Annotated in this window: 19 protein-coding genes and 1 pseudogene; 6 read left to right on the top strand and 14 right to left on the bottom strand. The window is 58.3% G+C overall.

Going from position 1 to position 17,191, the window contains the following annotated elements; genetic code table 11:
* Positions 1-11: 11 nt before the first annotated feature.
* Positions 12-617: a hypothetical protein gene (locus tag DQ405_RS10290; protein WP_168424134.1), complete on the bottom strand. Its 606-nt coding sequence runs from the start codon at positions 615-617 to the stop codon at positions 12-14.
* A gap of 348 nt (positions 618-965) precedes the next feature.
* On the opposite strand from DQ405_RS10290, the gene DQ405_RS10295 reads away from it, so the two are divergent.
* Positions 966-1,112, top strand: coding sequence for a hypothetical protein (locus DQ405_RS10295; RefSeq protein ID WP_168424135.1), 147 nt, complete (start codon positions 966-968; stop codon positions 1,110-1,112).
* 577 nt (positions 1,113-1,689) lie between these two features.
* On the opposite strand, the gene DQ405_RS10300 is transcribed toward DQ405_RS10295, so the two are convergent.
* The 4 genes from DQ405_RS10300 to DQ405_RS10315 all read right to left on the bottom strand — a co-directional run bounded on the left by DQ405_RS10300 (position 1,690) and on the right by DQ405_RS10315 (position 3,547).
* Positions 1,690-2,037 carry a cupin domain-containing protein gene (locus tag DQ405_RS10300; RefSeq protein WP_168424136.1) on the bottom strand — a complete coding sequence of 116 codons (348 nt, stop codon included), beginning with the start codon at positions 2,035-2,037 and terminating at the stop codon, positions 1,690-1,692.
* Positions 2,038-2,331: 294 nt separating this feature from the next.
* Positions 2,332-2,502, bottom strand: coding sequence for a hypothetical protein (locus tag DQ405_RS10305; RefSeq protein ID WP_241729919.1), 171 nt, complete (start codon positions 2,500-2,502; stop codon positions 2,332-2,334).
* A 92-nt stretch (positions 2,503-2,594) separates the two neighbouring features.
* A complete protein-coding gene (locus tag DQ405_RS10310) occupies positions 2,595-2,990 on the bottom strand; it encodes an ester cyclase (protein ID WP_168424137.1) in 396 nt (131 codons plus the stop codon).
* 26 nt (positions 2,991-3,016) lie between these two features.
* Positions 3,017-3,547 carry a DUF2938 domain-containing protein gene (locus tag DQ405_RS10315; RefSeq protein WP_168424138.1) on the bottom strand — a complete coding sequence of 177 codons (531 nt, stop codon included), beginning with the start codon at positions 3,545-3,547 and terminating at the stop codon, positions 3,017-3,019.
* A gap of 81 nt (positions 3,548-3,628) precedes the next feature.
* Between DQ405_RS10315 and DQ405_RS10320 the strand changes: the two genes are divergently transcribed.
* From DQ405_RS10320 to DQ405_RS10330, 3 genes are all read left to right on the top strand, one after another.
* Positions 3,629-4,057, top strand: a complete 429-nt coding sequence (locus DQ405_RS10320; protein ID WP_168424139.1) for a helix-turn-helix domain-containing protein — start codon at positions 3,629-3,631, stop codon at positions 4,055-4,057.
* A gap of 242 nt (positions 4,058-4,299) precedes the next feature.
* Positions 4,300-4,746 (top strand): SRPBCC family protein, encoded by a 447-nt coding sequence (locus DQ405_RS10325; protein ID WP_168424140.1) that lies wholly within the window; start codon positions 4,300-4,302, stop codon positions 4,744-4,746.
* A gap of 234 nt (positions 4,747-4,980) precedes the next feature.
* Complete coding sequence (locus DQ405_RS10330) at positions 4,981-5,724, top strand: class I SAM-dependent DNA methyltransferase (protein WP_168424141.1); 744 nt, start codon at positions 4,981-4,983, stop codon at positions 5,722-5,724.
* 222 nt (positions 5,725-5,946) lie between these two features.
* Here DQ405_RS10330 and DQ405_RS10335 read toward each other — a convergent pair whose 3' ends face one another.
* Both DQ405_RS10335 and DQ405_RS10340 read right to left on the bottom strand, forming a co-directional pair.
* Positions 5,947-6,390 (bottom strand): DUF2846 domain-containing protein, encoded by a 444-nt coding sequence (locus DQ405_RS10335; protein ID WP_168424142.1) that lies wholly within the window; start codon positions 6,388-6,390, stop codon positions 5,947-5,949.
* Between the two features lie 215 nt (positions 6,391-6,605).
* Positions 6,606-7,300, bottom strand: a pseudogene (locus tag DQ405_RS10340) (GNAT family N-acetyltransferase).
* A 258-nt stretch (positions 7,301-7,558) separates the two neighbouring features.
* On the opposite strand from DQ405_RS10340, the gene DQ405_RS10345 reads away from it, so the two are divergent.
* Positions 7,559-8,476, top strand: a complete 918-nt coding sequence (locus DQ405_RS10345; protein ID WP_168424144.1) for a hypothetical protein — start codon at positions 7,559-7,561, stop codon at positions 8,474-8,476.
* Between the two features lie 255 nt (positions 8,477-8,731).
* Here the strand turns inward: DQ405_RS10345 and DQ405_RS10350 are convergent, their stop codons facing one another.
* Positions 8,732-9,457, bottom strand: a complete 726-nt coding sequence (locus DQ405_RS10350) for an FMN-dependent NADH-azoreductase (protein WP_168424145.1) — start codon at positions 9,455-9,457, stop codon at positions 8,732-8,734.
* A gap of 117 nt (positions 9,458-9,574) precedes the next feature.
* Here DQ405_RS10350 and DQ405_RS10355 point away from each other — a divergent pair, with 117 nt between their 5' ends.
* On the top strand, positions 9,575-10,480 hold the full coding sequence (locus DQ405_RS10355) for a LysR substrate-binding domain-containing protein (protein ID WP_168424146.1): 906 nt from the start codon (positions 9,575-9,577) through the stop codon (positions 10,478-10,480).
* Between the two features lie 164 nt (positions 10,481-10,644).
* Here the strand turns inward: DQ405_RS10355 and DQ405_RS10360 are convergent, their stop codons facing one another.
* From DQ405_RS10360 to DQ405_RS10385, 6 genes are all read right to left on the bottom strand, one after another.
* Positions 10,645-12,270, bottom strand: coding sequence for a BCCT family transporter (locus DQ405_RS10360; protein ID WP_168424229.1), 1,626 nt, complete (start codon positions 12,268-12,270; stop codon positions 10,645-10,647).
* 448 nt (positions 12,271-12,718) lie between these two features.
* Positions 12,719-13,576 carry a DMT family transporter gene (locus tag DQ405_RS10365; protein ID WP_168424147.1) on the bottom strand — a complete coding sequence of 286 codons (858 nt, stop codon included), beginning with the start codon at positions 13,574-13,576 and terminating at the stop codon, positions 12,719-12,721.
* A 196-nt stretch (positions 13,577-13,772) separates the two neighbouring features.
* A complete protein-coding gene (locus DQ405_RS10370) occupies positions 13,773-14,231 on the bottom strand; it encodes an ABZJ_00895 family protein (RefSeq protein WP_168424148.1) in 459 nt (152 codons plus the stop codon).
* A 690-nt stretch (positions 14,232-14,921) separates the two neighbouring features.
* Entirely contained in the window at positions 14,922-15,320 is a 399-nt protein-coding gene (locus DQ405_RS10375; protein WP_168424149.1) for a hypothetical protein, read from the bottom strand.
* On the bottom strand, positions 15,317-16,342 hold the full coding sequence (locus tag DQ405_RS10380; RefSeq protein ID WP_241729920.1) for a hypothetical protein: 1,026 nt from the start codon (positions 16,340-16,342) through the stop codon (positions 15,317-15,319). Before DQ405_RS10380 ends, DQ405_RS10375 begins: the two co-directional genes overlap by 4 nt.
* 488 nt (positions 16,343-16,830) lie before the next feature.
* Positions 16,831-17,184, bottom strand: a complete 354-nt coding sequence (locus DQ405_RS10385) for a MerR family transcriptional regulator (protein WP_045162980.1) — start codon at positions 17,182-17,184, stop codon at positions 16,831-16,833.
* Between the last annotated feature and the right edge of the window lie 7 nt (positions 17,185-17,191).

A 17,191-nucleotide genomic window follows, 5' to 3' on the forward strand; every position in this document is an offset into this window, starting at 1 on the left:
CGGCGTCCTTGTCAATGTGCGAGTTGGCGAGTGCCGTCTTGCAGCAGCTGTTCAACCAGTTCAGTGAGCTGCCGCGAGCCCAACGACGTATTGAAATAATCGTAGTCCCACAGGCCAGTGTTCTGATTGCGCACTAACGTGTTCTGCGAAAGCGCCAGCTGCTTACCTGCCGCGTCGATAATCTGTAGCTCGGCGGCAAGGTCGTATTTGTCTACATAGATCGGGCCGTTGACCCAAATCCAGACGGTAAGAGTCAGCAGTGCACCGGGAAAATAGCCGGGGTGCGGTGTGCGCTTACCCTTTAGCGAGGTGAAGTTGAATTGCAGCTGGACGTCTTGGTCGTCCAGTTTGGCCGGGAAGCTGATCATGCGTTCGAAGTACTCGCCGCGCTCGACGTGCTGGGCGATTTGCGCCGTCAGCGCATTGCTGATGTTTCTGCGCTGGGTCTCATTCAGGCGAGAGTCGGAAACCTCAACGTCGTTGAGCATCGCGCCGGCAGGCACCGAGTGTTCCATAACGCGCGCAGGTAAGCCGATCGGCCCGGATGGAGTGAAGGAGACGCAACCGGTCAGCGCCAGGCTCAGTAACCCCGCGACCAGATAATTAAGCTTGTTCATGAAGGACATCCTTGAGTTCGTGCAGAAAGCGTTTGGCTTGCCTTGGACGGTCGTGGGTGCTCTCTGTGGAGTGGTCGCCATCCTTGGGCGCGGCGGAGTTTAGCGTCAGATTGCCATCATGCGTACTCGCAAGTGTTCTGCCGCCGGTACTGGTTCACATTGGAGCTCAGTGTTGACATACGGCCCAGGACGGTTTGGCCGGACGAGACGCTCGGCAACCATTGCAACGAGACAGAACGGACCTGCTCTCTCGCCAGCACCGCCCGCTAAACGCGAACAATGAAGCAGCTCGCGTGTCCCTACAGACAGGCCGCTCTGGTCTTTTTACTCGTGACGAGGACCGTTGACATGACCGATCCAAAAGATCCGCTTAAGGATGGCCTGACGCCGCCGGACTACGATGAGTACGGCGACGAGTCAGGAGAGAGTGCCGAGCCGGAAGACGACACCGACCCGAAGAACCAGCCAAATCCGGGAGAAAGCCCGCTCGGATAATGGCCAGCCACGCGCATGATCCAAGGCATTTCCTCGGCGAAGGGTAGCGACTCGCTGGACAATCCGGCCCTCACGGCCTACAAAGGCGCGCGTTGTGCTGGAGAGCAGGTTTAGCCGGTCTCCAGCGTGTGTCGTATTTACCAGCAACAGGTGGATTGTGAGACAGAAAAAGCCCGTGGACCCTGTACGCCAAGCCGAAAAGAACCGTGCACACCGGATCGGCTGGCTGATTGCCCTGGCCGGAATCGTGGTGGGGTTCGTGCTGATAACGATGAAGCCGGCGTGACCTAAAGTCGTATCGTCTGGCCGGCCTGATTGCAACCGCCCACGTTCGCGTACCAGCCTGCGCAATGGATCGATCGAGCCCCAACGCTTCCGGGTGCGAGGGCTTTGCTTGATGCGCCGTATGCGTTTGCACTGTTGTGCCGGCAGGAAGAAAGTTTCGGCGTCATTCAGACGGTTGAGAGGCAGCGAGGTGCTTACCGACCGAACACAGTGCGGATACTCGGAAGTAAAAAGCCAGGGCAGCACCGCCGAACGCTCCCATGCGATGGGAGCGTTCAAACTGCCGTGACAATCAGGCGAACACGAAGTACTTGCGGACTGTCTCGACGACTTCCCAGGTGCCTGTCATACCTGGCTCGACCACGAAGATGTCGCCAGCCTTAAGATGGATGGGCTCCATGCCGTCGGGCGTGATGATGCAGTAGCCTTCCTGGAAATGGCAGTACTCCCATTTGACGTATTCCACTCGCCATTTGCCGGGCGTGCAGATCCAGGTGCCCATTATCTTGCTGCCATCCTCGGAGGTATAGGCGTTGAGATTGACGGTATGCGGGTCGCCGTCGATGCGTTCCCATTTGCAGGCATCAACGACGGGCATCGGTTGGGTATCTCGTAGCACGGTAATCGGGGTGTTGGCCATTGAAGGCTCCTGGTGAGATGGCGAGGTCGCTCACCATAGAGCGGTGGTACGTTGGCCAATTGTCTGGGTTCGACACTTGGATGCTCGTCTGCGCTATGGGGCAGGGAACTCGCCGCGTGTAGTGCGTATTGGCGTCAAGATCCGATGGGCTGCTTTGCTCCGGCCGGCTGGGCGACAGCCTTCTACGCTATCGCCGCAAATCCTCGTCCGCGTCACCGGCTCTCGCAGCCTCGATAACCGTGTCGCCATGCATGCAAAAAGCTCGGAACCATGGCTCCGAGCTGCAGTGCTGGCTCAGTAAACGAACGTCAGCAGCGCGTTGAATATCAGTGCCGCGACGAAGCCCAGAGGCGCTGCACGGAACAGCAATTGCGGGAACAGCGAGGTACGGCTCTTTTCTGTGGGGCAGGAGCCAAGGACCAGACTGCACCTGAAGAGAATGGCGAGATCGAAGTGATTGCTCACGGACGGGCCGATAAGCAGGGCTGCTTCAATGGGAAGCGCGGCGAAGCCCGGCTTATATCCGGAACGCTAGCTAGATCATTTCGGTCGATCCTTCATGGGTGCCGAAGCTGAGCGCCAACCGCCGCCTTATCGATCACTGACCAAACGTGCCGAATCTTGCCGTTCTGAAATTCGTAAAACACGTTCTCGCTGAAGGCGACTCTTGTTCCATTGACTGGGAAACCGAACAACATGCCTGCTGGCGTGCAATCGAACCGTAACCGGCATGCCACACGAGGCGGCTCGGCAACCAGCAGCTCGACATTGAAACGGAGATCTGGAATCGCTCGAAAATCTTCCTCAAGCATCCGGCGATAGCCTTCCAACCCGACTCGCTGACCGTTGTAATGCACCTCGACATCGACAAAACGGCTCAGCTCCGGCCAGTTCTGGCTGTTCAAGCAGGTGATGTAGCCGTGGTAGAGATCGGTCAGCTCGGTGCCGGTCATTCGTCGTCTCCTGCTTAAAAGGCTGGTCAGTGTGAAAGATCAAGATAAGACGGCAGCCCCCATTCCAGCCAACCGGCGAGCGCCACCGCAGACAAATATAGCCCGATGCCGAACACGGCGTGATTGGCCAGGCTGCGCAGACAGTTGCCCCATGGCGCCGGCGTCCGGCGCGCGGCAAGGCCTGCGCCCATGGCAGGCTGGATGATGAACAAGGGGACGATGACGGTGCCGAGCCCCATCGCCAGTGCGGGCAACAGCGTCGGCTCGTAGGCCCATGCGCTGCCTTGGAACGCGAGCAGCAGCGCGGCGAAGACGACGCCGGTGGCGTAGTGCAACAGCCAGCCGAGCGCCAATTCGCCTCTGACCGGCTGCGATCTGGCGATCGCCTCGTGCCTCAGCCGACCGCGTAACAGATGGCCACCCCAACGCCCAATGAAGGCGAAATTGAGCGTTGCCACACCCAGGCGCTTGAGCACCACCAGCCACAGGTCCATGACCGCAGTGGCACCGATACCGAGGCCACCGGCCAGAATGAGTGCATGTGTCAGTGATGTCATGGAAGCCTCCCGCGGGTTGACCGAATGGTATTTCGGCGCGACTCTACAAGTTCAAGTGAACTTGAGGTCAAGGGCTCGCCCATGGATATTTCCGATGTAGCCCGGCGTTCGGGCTTACCGGCCTCGACGCTGCGCTTCTATGAAGAGAAGGGGTTGATCGCCTCGCTCGGTCGCCCGGGCGAACGACGCCGTTTCGCGCCGCATATCCTCGATCAGCTGGCGCTGATAGCGCTCGGCCAGTCGGCCGGTTTCACGCTCGAGGAAATTCGCGCGATGTTCGCGCCCAATGGCAAGCCGAACATTGACCGGTCCATGCTGGCGGCCAAGGCTGATGAGCTGGACGCGACCATCAGACGGCTTCGCGCCATGAGTAAGGGCCTGCGCCATGCCGCCGCCTGCCCAGCGCCGAGTCATGCCGAATGTCCCACCTTTCAGCGATTGCTCGGTGCGGCGGTGCCGGGACCCCGTAAGCGCGGGCAGACCACGCGCGTCGGTCGCGTGGAAAAGTGATCGAACGATACATGGCGCCTAAGCGTCCTCGGGCTCGCCATGCAGCGGCCTCGTCCGGCGGATTCGCGGCGCTGCTCAACGGGATGGGGTCGACGTGAAACGGGGGGACGGGGGACACGACCTTCTTGGCAGCCACGGCGCAGCGCTGATCTGGCAAAAATGTTGGCGCGGTGTCGAAATCCGCTTGCTCCTTTCGACTATCAGAGCCATTGCGGCAAACACCCAGCCAAAGGAGACCCGCCATGCCCAGCACTATCCGCCTTCATCGCGTATTGCGAACTACGCCCGATCGCCTCTACCGCGCATTTTTAGACCCGGACGCCAAGGCCAAATGGCTGCCGCCGAATGGCTTCACCGGCAAGGTGCATGAGATCGACGCTCGTGTCGGTGGTCGCTACCGGATGTCCTTCACCAATTTCTCCACGGGCGCGACCCACAGCTTCGGTGGCCGATACCTCGAACTGCTGGAAAATCAGCGCATCCGTTACGAGGACACCTTCGATGATCCGGGCCTACCGGGCACCATGGAAGTGACGGTGACGCTCACCTCGGTTTCCTGCGGCACCGAGCTGAACATTACTCAGGAGGGCGTCCCCGACATGATTCCAGCCGAAGCCTGCTACCTCGGCTGGCAGGAATCGCTGACGCTGCTGGCGAAGCTGGTCGAGGCAGAGATTCCGGATGAGTGATTGACCGCAAAGGAGAGGATGGGAGGCGAAACTTCAGGTGCTTTGCGGCGAAGGGGCCTGCCATCTTTCTCTTATCTACACGGCTGCTTCGTTATATCAGGCGCCTGGGGGCGGGCATGTTCTCCGGTATGTCCCCCCGTACCTGACAGCCGCCACCATGGCGATTCCCTCATGGCGGGGTTGAGATTATGATGCGCGCCCGCCAACGCCTCACGTCTAAAATCTCAGGTCATCATGCCCGGCAATGCGCTCTATACCGACTTGTCGGGTTATTACGACCTTATGTGTGCCGATATCGACTACAGAGCGCAAAGCCACTGTGTTCACCGACTTCAGCGCCTATTCGGTAACGCCGGAAACCGGCACCTGGATCTCGCCTGTGGTACCGGACCGCATGTCCGGCATTTCATCGATGCCGGCTACGAAAGCAGTGGCCTCGACATCAATCAGCCCATGTTGAACCGAGCAGCCATTCGCTGCCCCGAAGCGCGCTTTACCCTGCAGGACATGTGTGAGCTCACCGTGGCTGAGCCGGTCGACCTGGTTACCTGCTTCCTGTACTCCATCCATTACAGCGGTGGTATCGAGCGCCTGAAAGCCTGCATCGCCAGTGTGCATAGTGCGCTGATAACGGGTGGGCTTTTCTGCTTCAACGCCGTCGACAAACACAGCATCGACAACCGCTCATTCGTCTCGCACAGCGCCCAGCACGCCGAGGGCCTGTTCAGCTTCAGCTCCGGTTGGCATTACTCAGGCACTGGCGAGCGGCAGTCGCTCAAGCTGCGCATCGAGAAAACCATTGCCGGCGAAAGCCAGCTATGGCACGACGAACACGCCATGGTAGCGGTCAGTTTTGACGAACTGATCGAGCTGCTGCAGCCGTACTTCGAAATCCACGTGCTTGAGCATGATTACGAGAAGATCGCTCCTTGGGATCAGATTTCCGGGAATGCGATATTTGCTTGCGTGAAGGTTTGACAGATGATTCGTCGGGGAACGAGCATTGCTAGGGTTTACGTCACGTGAGTGGCTGTGCTTCTTTCCCTTTTTTGTATGCCGAGGATGATCCGAACATTACTACCGAGCGATGAAAAAGCCCCGCGATTGCGGGGCTATCTTTGCAGCGGTGGCGGGTTCGGCCCGGGCTTGTAGCGTGCCGGGATCAGCAATCTGCCGGGCATTCCCGCTCGAACATATGAACTAGCGCGCTAGTTCGGTTCCCGCCACAGCTTTCTGGCCTTCGCTTTCTGAGACTTCGGTCAGCTTGGCGCCGCCGACGAACAGCCCCATCTTGATTGACTGACGTACGTAGTGGTTTTTACCACCCAAGGCATTCAGTTCAAGAAGGTTGTCGCTGAACTCCGACTCGGTGGCCAGTGTGTGTGGCCCTGGCGTGACGAGGCGATAGAAGTAGGTGTTGGCGGCGGTTTCGCCGATGACTTCACCGTCTATCTTCACGGACTTCTTCAGCGCAGCCCCAAGCATGGAGTCGCGGAAAATGTACAGACCGGCCTGATCCTGCGGTGGGGCCGGGAAAGCCTTGAACGCCTGGTCTTTTTCGGGGGATTCCATTGGTACCGACGCGCAGCCGGACAACACGGCGAAGCTCAGCGCCGCGGCGCTCATCATAAAGTGCTTGAACATGGATACTCGTTCCTGAGTGTTAGGCAGAGAGCTGGTGAGATATTAAATTGCCGGCACGCGCACATTAGTCTCGAAATCTAAGCGAACAAGGTTTGGTAGGGGGTTTGGTGGTACGGATCACGCTTTTTACGCTACGCCGGACAGACGGTGCTGCTGAGCGCTCTGGGTACGCAGCTACAAAACGACGGCGTCTTGGGGGCCGCCTGATCAGGCGATCAGTGCAAGCGTTTGGCTGCGCGTGGGTCTGGATCAGGTGTTCGGCCTGCAGGGCCAGTTCGTCGAATAGATGATCACGGTCTTTCTCCGCGTCGCCCATGGCTTGAGCACCGTGTTGCTTCACCAGATAGCTGTGAATCTGCCGGACCTCCTGAGACTGGAAAATCGGCTGCAGGTCCTGCACCGCCACCGTGCCGCTAGATGCCTGGCTCCGGGTGTTCATCACCACTTGTGGGCCGCGAGCCGCTAACGGCATGAAGCCCAGCGCTTCGAAGTACGGCACTTTGCCCGCCACGCACGCCACTTCCGCATGGGGATAACGCGCCATCATTGCCTCGGCCATGGCCCGGCCAATGCCCTGTCGGCGATGGCTGGCCTGGACCGCCAGATAAAGCAGCGCGCAGGCTTCGGCATCATCGACATAGGGCAGGTACAGCGCAAAACCCAGCAGGCTGGCCGGGTCGTCAGCATCCAGGGCCATGATCAGTTCGGGCTTGCCCGGCTGCGCGCCGTCCATGCTGTCCAGATAGCGATGCACCTCATAACCCACCACGTATTGATAGAGCTGATACAGCGGGTTGCTCGGTGGAAGCGATACCGGACTGATGTCACCCAGATAGTCCACTACCATCTGGAGCACCTGGCTCTTCATTGATTCCGGTGGCGGGGTGGTCAGGTGGGTGAGGGTGAACATAGTCGGAGGCTCTGGAATGATGCATAAGGGCGGCATTGTACCGGGCGAGGTGGAGGAGGCTTGGTGATTCTGCGTGCGTACTGATCGCAAGGACCGGCGATCTGCCAGTGGAAAATCCGCCGTTCGGTTTATGGTTGGTGGAGGCGACGGCGGCTATCTTGCCGATGCCGTGCCGTATCACGGTCGGTATTCCCCAGTCCCGAGCGGATTGGTTGTGGGAACAGGATGTAAACCACTACTCCCCGATTGGAGCTACACATGTTCAATAAAAAAACGCTACTTGCTCTCCTTATCTCTGCCGCTTCTGCCAACGCCATGGCGGCGGCCAGCGAAGCTTACGTAGACCAGACTGGTGATAACCAACAGGCTACCGTGACCCAGGCTGGCAGCACGCAATTGTCGTTGGTTTACCAGGATGGTGACGGCAACATCGGCACTACCGACCAGACTGGCTCGGACAACCGCTCCGGTGTCTACCAGTCGGGCAATACGAACCAGGCTGCTGTCACACAAAACAGCGTGAGCTCCGACTCCACGGTCGCCCAGGCTGGCGATTCAAACCAGGCCTTGATCGTGCAAGTAGCGTCTGACAATACATCCCTGGTCTTCCAAACCGGCGAAGGCAACGAGGCCCAGGTCACTCATGGCGGTGGCGGCCATCACTTCTCAATCGTGACTCAGGACGGCACAAGTAACGATGCCAACCTTAGCCAGGGTGGCAATGGGAACTGGTCGTTCATCACGCAGAGCGGTAACGACAACGTCGCTAACGTTGGACAATATGGCGACGGCAATCTGTCGAATGTATTTCAGGCCGGCGACGACAACGTTGCTACTGTCAACCAAAAAGACACCGGTATTGTTTCTGCAGAGCAGTTCGGAACAAGCAACGAGCTGCGTGTTACCCAAGGCGATTTAGCCACGGCTGACATACTCCAGGTTGGTGACGATAACTACGCTGAGATTGACCAGACAGGCAGCGGCAACTACGCCAATGTTGACCAAGATGGCCAGCTAAACGACGCCTTTATCACTCAATCTGGCATGACCAACGAGGCATATATTGCTCAAAGCGGCATGAGCAACACCGCCTTCGCCGTGCAGTCTGGTATGAATGATCACGCTTCGATCATTCAGGCTGGCTCCAGCAACTTGGCAACCATCACCCAGCAGTAAGTGCAATTGCAGTGATGCAAAGCCCGGCAAGTGCCGGGCTTTCTGCATTTAGTCCGTTGACGGCCCAAAAGGTCTGGTCACGCCGGTGTTATTCGGCGCGCCATTGTTCGCGTACAGCTTGAAGGCGTCAGCGAACAGAGCTCGCTGAGCGTATTGTTTTTTTTTGCAGCAGGCCTTCTCGCCGCTTCCTGTTGATAAATCTCGTTGCGCAGGGTGGCATTTGGCGGCCTTTTCCCATGTCTCATCCGGGCTGTCTCACTGGATAGGTTCGACCTCCCTTTGGAAGGTCTGGCTCAGAGCAGCACTCTCAAATTCTCCCTGAAGCTCCGCCACCAAGGCATCGACCTGACGTTGCGCCTGAGCCACCGAAGTAGCCAGCAGTTCGCCACCGAGTTCCTGCCCCTCGATCGCGATCTGGTGCATGCGGGTAATCCCGATAAAACCAAGCGCCGTCGCCAGGCTCGGCTCCAAGTGGTTCATGTGAGCCATCTCCCCGCCGGGGCCAAAACCTATGCCGCCCCTGGCGGTAAGAATGACCGCGTGTCGCGGCCGGTCCGCCAGCATTGGAACGTAGGGATCGGGCTGTATGCTTTCGTCGAACCCAATCGTCCGGCCCAGGCGCACCACTTGATCGATCCAGGCCTTGAGCGCCGCGGGCATGCCGAAGTTGTAGAGCGGCGTGCCGATTACCAGCACGTCGGCAGCGATCAGCTCATCCACCAGCTGGTCGCTTTCTGCCAGCGCCTCCTTCATCCACGGCTCGCGGCGCTCTTCGGGCGTGAAGGCTGCGGCGATCCAGTCGTGGCTGACGAAAGAGGGCGGGTTTTGGCCTATATCCCGATAGCTCACGCTGTCCTGCGCGCGGCGGGATAGCCATTGGCTGACGAAACGCTGGCTGATATTGCGGCTGTGAGAACCGTGTGCGTCCTTGCCGGCAAGGCCGGGGCGGGCGCTGGCATCGAGGTGCAGAAGGTGCGTCATGGTGGGTCTCCTCTGTAGATGAATTCACCTGTCATTCGCGGTAGACCCAGGCTAGGTTTAGGCTCTGTAGGCGACAAACGATGATTATTTCCGGGTACAGATGAGGAAAACTCAGCCATGGCGAACCGTCGATTACCTTCGCTTTCCGCACTGCGGGCCTTCGAAGCGGCCGCCCGCCATGAGAGCGCCAAACAGGCAGCAGAGGAGCTGTCCGTCACCGCCACGGCCATCAGTCACCAGATTCGTTTGCTGGAAGAATCGCTCGGTGTTGCGCTATTTCTGCGAAAGCCACGAAAGCTGGAGCTGACCGACCCGGGGCGTGAGTTGCAACAGACGCTGGAAACGGCATTCGACACCATCAGCGCAACGGTTGAACGACTCCGCGCGGGGCCCTGCCGTCAGGCGATCACGCTCAGTACCACTCCGGCTGTGGCGGTGCGCTGGTTATTGCCGTGGGTGTGCATGCTGCGCGATTCCCGTCCCGATATCGATCTGCGCTTCCACGCCTCGCATGAGCCGGTGGCGCTCGATGGTGCCACGGCGGATATCGCCATTCGCTATGGCGATGGCCGCTGGCCGGGGTTGGTGGCAGAAGAGCTGTTCGACAACACCTTCGTCCCGGCTTGCAGCCCATTGCTTGGCTTGCGCGATGCCGCCGAGCTACCCAAACACTCGCTGATTCACTTCCGTCCCCAGGGCGCGGCATCCGCCCCGATTCATTGGGCTTCGTGGCAGAAGCTGGCCAATGTGCCGGGGCTGGACGTCAGTGCTGGGCTGGTCTTCTCCGACGAAACCCACGCCATATCAGCCGCCATTGGCGCCCAAGGAGTGGCCCTGATGAGCCGTCAGCTGATTGAGGATGAGCTTAAGGACGGGCGGCTGGTGCAGCCGTTTGGGCCGGAGATAGAGGGCAAGCCGTTTCACCTCGTGTATCCGGAAAGCCGTCGGGACGATCCGACGATTCAGGCAGTGCGGGATTGGGTGATGGCGGTGCCGGGCGGGTTGTGTGAGTTGACGGGATGATACCGACAACGCCGGGCCGCGCTACGCGAGGTCCGGCCGTAGGGTGGAAAACGGCGAAGCCTTTTCCACGCGTATCTTCCAGGCTACTTGCTAGCTCTCCAGCGCGCTAAATGCACAACGAGGCGGAGGAAGACGCGGCGCGGTGTAATCGCGCCGCCCTTGCATCAGGTTCGGCGCGGTGCGATGAGCTCGCTTTTCAGGCCGATGATGATGCTGACGCACATCAGCAGCAGGACAAAGGTGAACGGGAAGCCAGTCGTTACCACCATGGACTGCAGGGCTTTGAGGCCACCACCCAAGAGCAGAGCGATGGCAACGAGGCCTTCGAACACGCACCAGAATACGCGCTGGGGAATTGGGCCGTCGTCTTTGCCGCCTGAGGTAATGGTGTCGATGACCAGCGAGCCGCTGTCCGATGAGGTGATGAAGAAAACGGCGACAAGCACGATGCCCAACAGGGACATCGCTTGAGTAAACGGCAAGAGGTCGAACATTGCGAAGAGTTTTACCTCCAGCGCTGCATCCGCCACCGCGCGGTAACTGTCATTGATGTATTGGTCGAAGGCGACGCCGGAAAAGATCGACATCCAGAGGATGCAGACGGCAGAAGGCACGATAAGCACGCAGATCATGAATTCGCGCACCGTGCGGCCGCGGCTCACCCGTGCGATGAACATCCCAACAAACGGTGACCACGAAACCCACCACGCCCAGTAGAACGACGACCAGCCCTGTGCGTAGTTCGCGTCCTCGCGACCAAAGGGCTGCGACAGTGCCGGCAGATAGGCGAAATAGCTCACGACCGAGTCCGCGACCCGCTCCACGATGGCGCCTGTCGGGCCAAACACGAACACGGCGACCAGCAGTACGAACGCCAGGATCATGTTGATTTCCGAGGCACGCTTGACGCCGCCTTCGAGTCCACGCAGGACGGAATAAGTCGCGATACCGGTGATCACCGTAATCAGCACGATTTTCGTCGTGTCGCTAACCGGAACACCATAAAGGAAGAACAGGCCCGCGTTGATCTGTTCGGCGCCAAGCCCAAGCGAGGTCGCAAGGCCGAATAGCGTCGCAAGCACGGCCAGAATGTCGATGGTATGGCCGACCCAGCCCCAGACCCGCTCTTTGAAGATCGGATAGAAGGTGGATCTTATCGCCAGCGGAAGGCCTTTATTGAAGGCAAATAGCGCTAGAGCAAGCCCTACGACGGCATAGATGGCCCACGCCTGAAGTCCCCAATGGTAGAGCGTGGCGGCAAGCCCGAGCCTAGTAGAGCCTTCCACATCGCCGGGCAATCCACCCAATGGAGCCCAACTGTCAGGGCTTCCGGCGTCCTCCGCTACGGAGCTCACGAAGTGCGTCATCGGCTCACCGACGCTCCAGAACAGGAGCCCGATACCCATGCCCGCCGCGAACAGCATGGAAAGCCATGCGAGTACGGAGAAATCGGGTTTCGCATTCACTCCGCCGAGCCTGACCTTGCCATAGGGCGACAGAGCAACCGCGATGGCGAACACCAGGAAGATGTTGGAGGCAAGGATGAATAGCCAGTCGAAGCGGACCGTCACCCAACTCATCGCGGCGGTGAAGATGCCGGTGGCGAAGTCTGGAAACCCGAGCGTGAAGATGACAAATATGATCGTCATCAGACCGGAGATAGCAAACACAGGGTTGTGGATGTCGACATCGAAGGGGCCGATGTTCGTGACTAGATTGTCCTGGCCGATCTGATAATCGGTGTCGATCAGATTCCCGCCTGGCGCCGGGATTTCGCTGGTATCGGCCATTGCTTGTTCTCCAGTGATGTTGAAACCTGTCCGTGCGCGCGTACTGCCCCGCGCTTGCTTTCCACCCTTGGTATCGGTATTGACGAGTTTGCTGGCCGTGAGGCCAACAAGAATAACCACGGTTCCGGCACCAGTGGTTCCTGCCTGCTTGTGCAGCCATCCTTACACAGGATTCATAGCCGAAACCGCTCCCCTTGCGACAGCGGCGTCTTTGTCACCGTCAACAGTGGCGTTTATTTCGAGCGTTCAGGGAACTGACCGGCCTTTGTTCGAATGCACGGCGTTTGGCCGGTTGCGGCGTGGATATGCTCCTGACTGCCCATCGATGCGTGAAGAGGGCGGTCTGCCGGAGCAAGCCTTCCCGTGCTTCCTTCGGGCTGGCTCGCGCGAGGCAGCCGAGCTAGCCATGCACCAATCCAGGCGGTTATCCGGACGGCTCGCGGCTCGTTCAGGCCGGCAGCGCCGAGCGTGGGCGCAACGTCCAACCGGCGTGTACCACCAGCGTTGCGATGACCAGTGCTCCGCCGTAGAGCGTCGCACTGGCGGGCATCTCCTGCAGGAAATACCAGGCCCACAGCGATCCCAGCACGCTCTCCAATAGATAGAAGAGCGCCACTTCAGCCGAGGGCAGATAGCGGGTCGCGTTATTGATCAGCAGCGTGGCCAGCGGCATCTGGACCAGACCCATGAGGGCCAATACCCAGTAGCTGGTGGCGCCCAGGCTAAACGGCTGGGAATTGGGTAGGGCAATCAGCGCGGCGGCCAACCCGCCGAGCGCGATCAGCGGCATCCGATCAATAGCCGGATGGCGGCGTAGCAGCGTGAGGTTGGCGCCCACCGCCGCCGAGGACAACAGCGCATAGCCGTTACCGGCCAGATCCGTCGGGGTGAAGGCGCCGGCGAATACAATCATGATCCCCAGCGCCGCCACGCCGATCGCCAGCCAGGTGTGCAGCCCCACGTGCTCGCGCAGGAAAAAGCGCGTGAACAGGGCGGCAAACAGCGGCGCCGTGCTGAGCACGACCACCACATTGGCAACCGTGGTGTGAATAACAGCCAGCACGAAAAAGATCGAAGTAAACGCCAGCAGCAGTGCGGAGCCAGCGCTGATCAGCGGTTGCGCCTTGATACTTGCCCGGCTTTTGGCGGACAGCGAGAACACGCCCAGGGCCACGAACATCAACAGCCCGCGCCAGAACACGATGTTCCAGCCGTCTGCCTGCGCCAGACGCACCAATAGGCCATCGAAGCTGAGTAAGACGATACCGCTCGTCACGAGCAACAAACCGCGTGCTGAATCTTTCAATCGTATTCCTCGGCGTGCCGCTGACCGGCGTCGTGGCCTAGCCCGGGCGCGCCCTTGAAGTAGGTCGTCCAGACGCTGCGACGATGATGGCCTTGGTTGTCTTCTCGAACCTGTCCAGAAGCGCCCCCGGGTGCTGCGGTTCGCGACCTGTATAAGTCATCACGCTAATGAACGACCGGGTCAAGCGATTGTTACGCTATCCCTTTAACTGAGATTTCGTGGCGGTTTTATTCGCATGCCATCCAAAAGAGAGGTTTAGCATTAAATAATAGAGCAAACTTACTGCGGTTATAATGACGAGCCACGTCAGCGTAGACAATGCGGGAATAATGCTTGTTATTTCAGTAAGCCCTTGTGGGCCTAATGCAACGGAAATAAATATCGCAACGCCAGCAGCCGATATGGTAACTGATGATAATAGGCAGCCTAATATCAACTTGTTTTTTTCTGTCTTATCTGGAGCTCTTTTGTTGATTGCTACAAATTGATTGGAGGTGACTATAGAAGCGCCCATAAGCATTGCTATGTTTGCTCCGGAGCCAAGGTCAATGTCGAAGCCGTGCGCAAGCACGTTAAAAAAGACCATCAATATTGTATTTAATAATGCAAATAGTCCTACATATTTAGCTACTGATACTTCGTTTTTTGATGTCATGGAACGTCCTTGTAGTGTATGTTGAATGGATAAGCTAGAAAAAATTCAGCTTTTGTAGTCTAGTTGCAAAGCGATCAATTGAATTGTGGTGGATGCTGGTGTGTCGTCTTCAATCTGCCGTGAGCTTTAGTAGGCCAACTGTCAAAAGTAGCCAAGTCATACCAGCAAAGCATAGCCACCAAGCTATTACCATGCGGGGTTTAATGAAGCGGGGCAAGTTGCGAACTTCGCTTTCCAAAAGGTCTCCGCGGTTTATGTGACCATTGAGGAACAATGCTAGCTGCCAAACTGCTGGTTAGAATAAAACGAGAGTAAAGACCGCTATTACCCCAGAGCATTTTCTGTCTTAGCACATATTCGCTGTTCGGTAACGTGTGGAGAATCGTGTCGAGATTTCGGTATGCCATGACAAGAATCATGAGCATGCCGGAGGACCCAATCACGAACGGAGCCAGAAGAAAGGCGATTTGGAAGTCTAAGGGCCAAGTTTCAAACCAAGCACTGAAATTTATCACTGGCTCCTTTTGAAAATTTTGTCCCCGGCCAGTTCTCCCGCCCAGCCATCACCGGCACCGCCAGCAACCGAAGCCGCCCGGCTACTACCAGATCGCAAACAATTCCATCTTCGCCACCCGAAGCTATTCCTATCGCAGCACAAATCGGTGGTGTATGAATCGACTGCCGGCCTCTTCAGCTTCCGGCGTACTTGATCAGGACAAATGCCAAAGAAAGCCACGCCATGCCAATAAATGCGAGCTTGGTGGACAACGTCATGATTCGCCGTAGCGAGGGTGGAAAGTTGCTGACATCGTTGGCATCGAGCACACCTTTACGGACGTTGAATTCTGAGAGGAGCAGGGCTCCGCTGAGCGAACTGACCAAGTAGCATCGCGAAGCCAGACTCGTTGTTCCCACAATATCCTGCTGTCTTGCCCAGGCGCTGTTTGGAAGCGCTGAGAGCATCGTGTCGAAATGCCGGGAACAGGCTATGTAGATACCAATGGCCACACCAGATAGTCCAATCACGAAAGGGGCCAGCAAAAAAGCAAATGCCAATCCAGGGTGCCATGTATCGATATCAAAATTCATGGCTGCATCCACTCGTACAATATTTCTCCGCCCTTTTCCCCGGATCCGCCGCCAATAGCTCCTCCCGCCGCCGAAGCTCCGCCTACTACAACTAGGGCGCAAATAACACCGCCGATACCGCCAGAGCCCAGTCCGATGGCTGCGCAAATAGCCGGGGCAGCGCCGCTCCCCATCCAAACGCCTACAGATCCACCACCCAACGCTCCAGCAACACTTCCCGTCTCTGTAAATCTAATCCTCTGACATGCCTGGGTCTCGCCGGCCTGACAAACCTCTTGGACTTTCAAGGCAGAGGCCGTGCCGCCCAGGGCAATACCTATATAGGTGCCGTTCTTGAGGTACTTCGCCGCCTTAGCAATTTCATTCATGTGGGTCGCGTATCCGGGAATCTGCCCCGGTGCGCCGCCTTTGCTCCAATGGTGCACCAAGCTACGGGTGGAAATACCGAGGTCCTGGCGCAGGGTTGGGTAGTTGCCCAGTCCCAGTTGCTTGCCGAGAAAGGTCGCCTTCAGCTGATTGTCGAGCTGTCGGTATAGCTGTTGGCGGGACGTGAAGAATAGCTGGCTGCGTAGATGACCATGCGCTGCGAACTCGCGCTGATGAAGGTATTCGATATCGCGCAGCGTGTTCTCGATTTGCTTCAAGCCGTTCCCGAGCACGTCAGTGCCGAGCCCCAGCGACCCGCTTGCGCCACCCACCATCAAAGCGATTTCGGCTTGATGGTCAGCCATGAAATTGGCTTCGCTCTCGCTCAATGACTTCAGAGCCGCGCGCACCTCGGCGGCAGCCGCCATTAGGTCAGCTTCTTCACGTGAGCACGCGGCTGGGTTGATCAGGTTGCCCAGGACGAACATTTCCCCGGCTTTGAAGCCTTTCGCAAAGGTTGGATTCAGCGCCTTGATGCGATTGACCAGGTGTTTGTGAGGCGCGTCGGCGAACAGCCTGGCAAGCACCCGCTCGCCGGACATGCTGCGCGGCACCCGGTAGAAGCCGGGCGGCAAAGCCTCGGGAACCTTGAGCATATCGGGCGGCGGCCAATCCGATAGTTCTGGAGCGGCTTCGACCTTTTGCTCCCAGGCGGCAAAGGAGGCGCCACCGCTACCGGGCTTGCTCTTCGGCATCTCAGCCTGTCGGCTCCAGCCACGATCAGGCAGCCAACTTGAATCGCGGCTGCCAGTGCTGTCAGGCTTCCAGCCGGTGTCCAGATCCCACCCCTGATCGAACGGGTAGGCTGCGTCTTTGAGGGTGTCCGTCCCCATGAAAATCTTCCTTGTGCTGTCGAATCAGGGGCAGTCTATCTGTATGAGGGCCTCGGCTAATCAGCGCTTGTTCACGAAAGTTGCGCGTGACGCTGCCAGTGGCTATTTCGTTCGGAGTCAATACCTGCCTGTCACTGTCGCTTCTTCCGCCCACTTCGCACGTCGTGCAAAGGCGAAGCTGTCGGTAGGGCTGACGGAAGTGAGGCAGGACCCAGTGATAGGGCCAGGAAATAACTAGTGCCCAGGACTGCTTAGCCTCGCTCAACTTCGTGCAGAAAACTCTCCAGAACCTTTCGGCTTTGAGCCAGCTCTGCGGCCTTCTGATCGGCAACGCGGATTTGCTCATACAGGACGTTACGCAGCTCGTCACAGGGCTCGAACGCCAAGCCTTCGCCTCTCACGCATGGCAAGAACTTCAATATGGTCGCTAGGGTCATGCCGGCCGCGCCCAGTAACCTTATGCGCTCGACGGTGCGTAATTCTTCCGGAGCATAATCGCGATACCCGCTGGCTGTGCGTTTGGGTTTCAGCAGTCCTTCGCCTTCGTAGTAACGGAGCATTCTGACACTGACGCCAGAACGCTTGGATAGCTCGCCTATTTTCATCGTTTGT

The sequence above is a fragment of the Pseudomonas sp. SST3 genome (assembly GCF_003325755.1).

Coding starts and splice junctions, on each gene's coding strand:
- DQ405_RS10310 (WP_168424137.1), bottom strand. CDS start 2,990: ATGACCGGCACCGAGCTGACCGATCTCTACCACGGCTACATCACCTGC.
- DQ405_RS10385 (WP_045162980.1), bottom strand. CDS start 17,184: ATGAAAATAGGCGAGCTATCCAAGCGTTCTGGCGTCAGTGTCAGAATG.
- DQ405_RS10380 (WP_241729920.1), bottom strand. CDS start 16,342: ATGCTCAAGGTTCCCGAGGCTTTGCCGCCCGGCTTCTACCGGGTGCCG.
- DQ405_RS10290 (WP_168424134.1), bottom strand. CDS start 617: ATGAACAAGCTTAATTATCTGGTCGCGGGGTTACTGAGCCTGGCGCTG.
- DQ405_RS10300 (WP_168424136.1), bottom strand. CDS start 2,037: ATGGCCAACACCCCGATTACCGTGCTACGAGATACCCAACCGATGCCC.
- DQ405_RS10350 (WP_168424145.1), bottom strand. CDS start 9,457: ATGACGCACCTTCTGCACCTCGATGCCAGCGCCCGCCCCGGCCTTGCC.
- DQ405_RS10370 (WP_168424148.1), bottom strand. CDS start 14,231: ATGACATCAAAAAACGAAGTATCAGTAGCTAAATATGTAGGACTATTT.
- DQ405_RS10315 (WP_168424138.1), bottom strand. CDS start 3,547: ATGACATCACTGACACATGCACTCATTCTGGCCGGTGGCCTCGGTATC.
- DQ405_RS10325 (WP_168424140.1), top strand. CDS start 4,300: ATGCCCAGCACTATCCGCCTTCATCGCGTATTGCGAACTACGCCCGAT.
- DQ405_RS10360 (WP_168424229.1), bottom strand. CDS start 12,270: ATGGCCGATACCAGCGAAATCCCGGCGCCAGGCGGGAATCTGATCGAC.
- DQ405_RS10295 (WP_168424135.1), top strand. CDS start 966: ATGACCGATCCAAAAGATCCGCTTAAGGATGGCCTGACGCCGCCGGAC.
- DQ405_RS10335 (WP_168424142.1), bottom strand. CDS start 6,390: ATGTTCAAGCACTTTATGATGAGCGCCGCGGCGCTGAGCTTCGCCGTG.
- DQ405_RS10355 (WP_168424146.1), top strand. CDS start 9,575: ATGGCGAACCGTCGATTACCTTCGCTTTCCGCACTGCGGGCCTTCGAA.
- DQ405_RS10320 (WP_168424139.1), top strand. CDS start 3,629: ATGGATATTTCCGATGTAGCCCGGCGTTCGGGCTTACCGGCCTCGACG.
- DQ405_RS10330 (WP_168424141.1), top strand. CDS start 4,981: ATGCCCGGCAATGCGCTCTATACCGACTTGTCGGGTTATTACGACCTT.
- DQ405_RS10345 (WP_168424144.1), top strand. CDS start 7,559: ATGTTCAATAAAAAAACGCTACTTGCTCTCCTTATCTCTGCCGCTTCT.
- DQ405_RS10375 (WP_168424149.1), bottom strand. CDS start 15,320: ATGAATTTTGATATCGATACATGGCACCCTGGATTGGCATTTGCTTTT.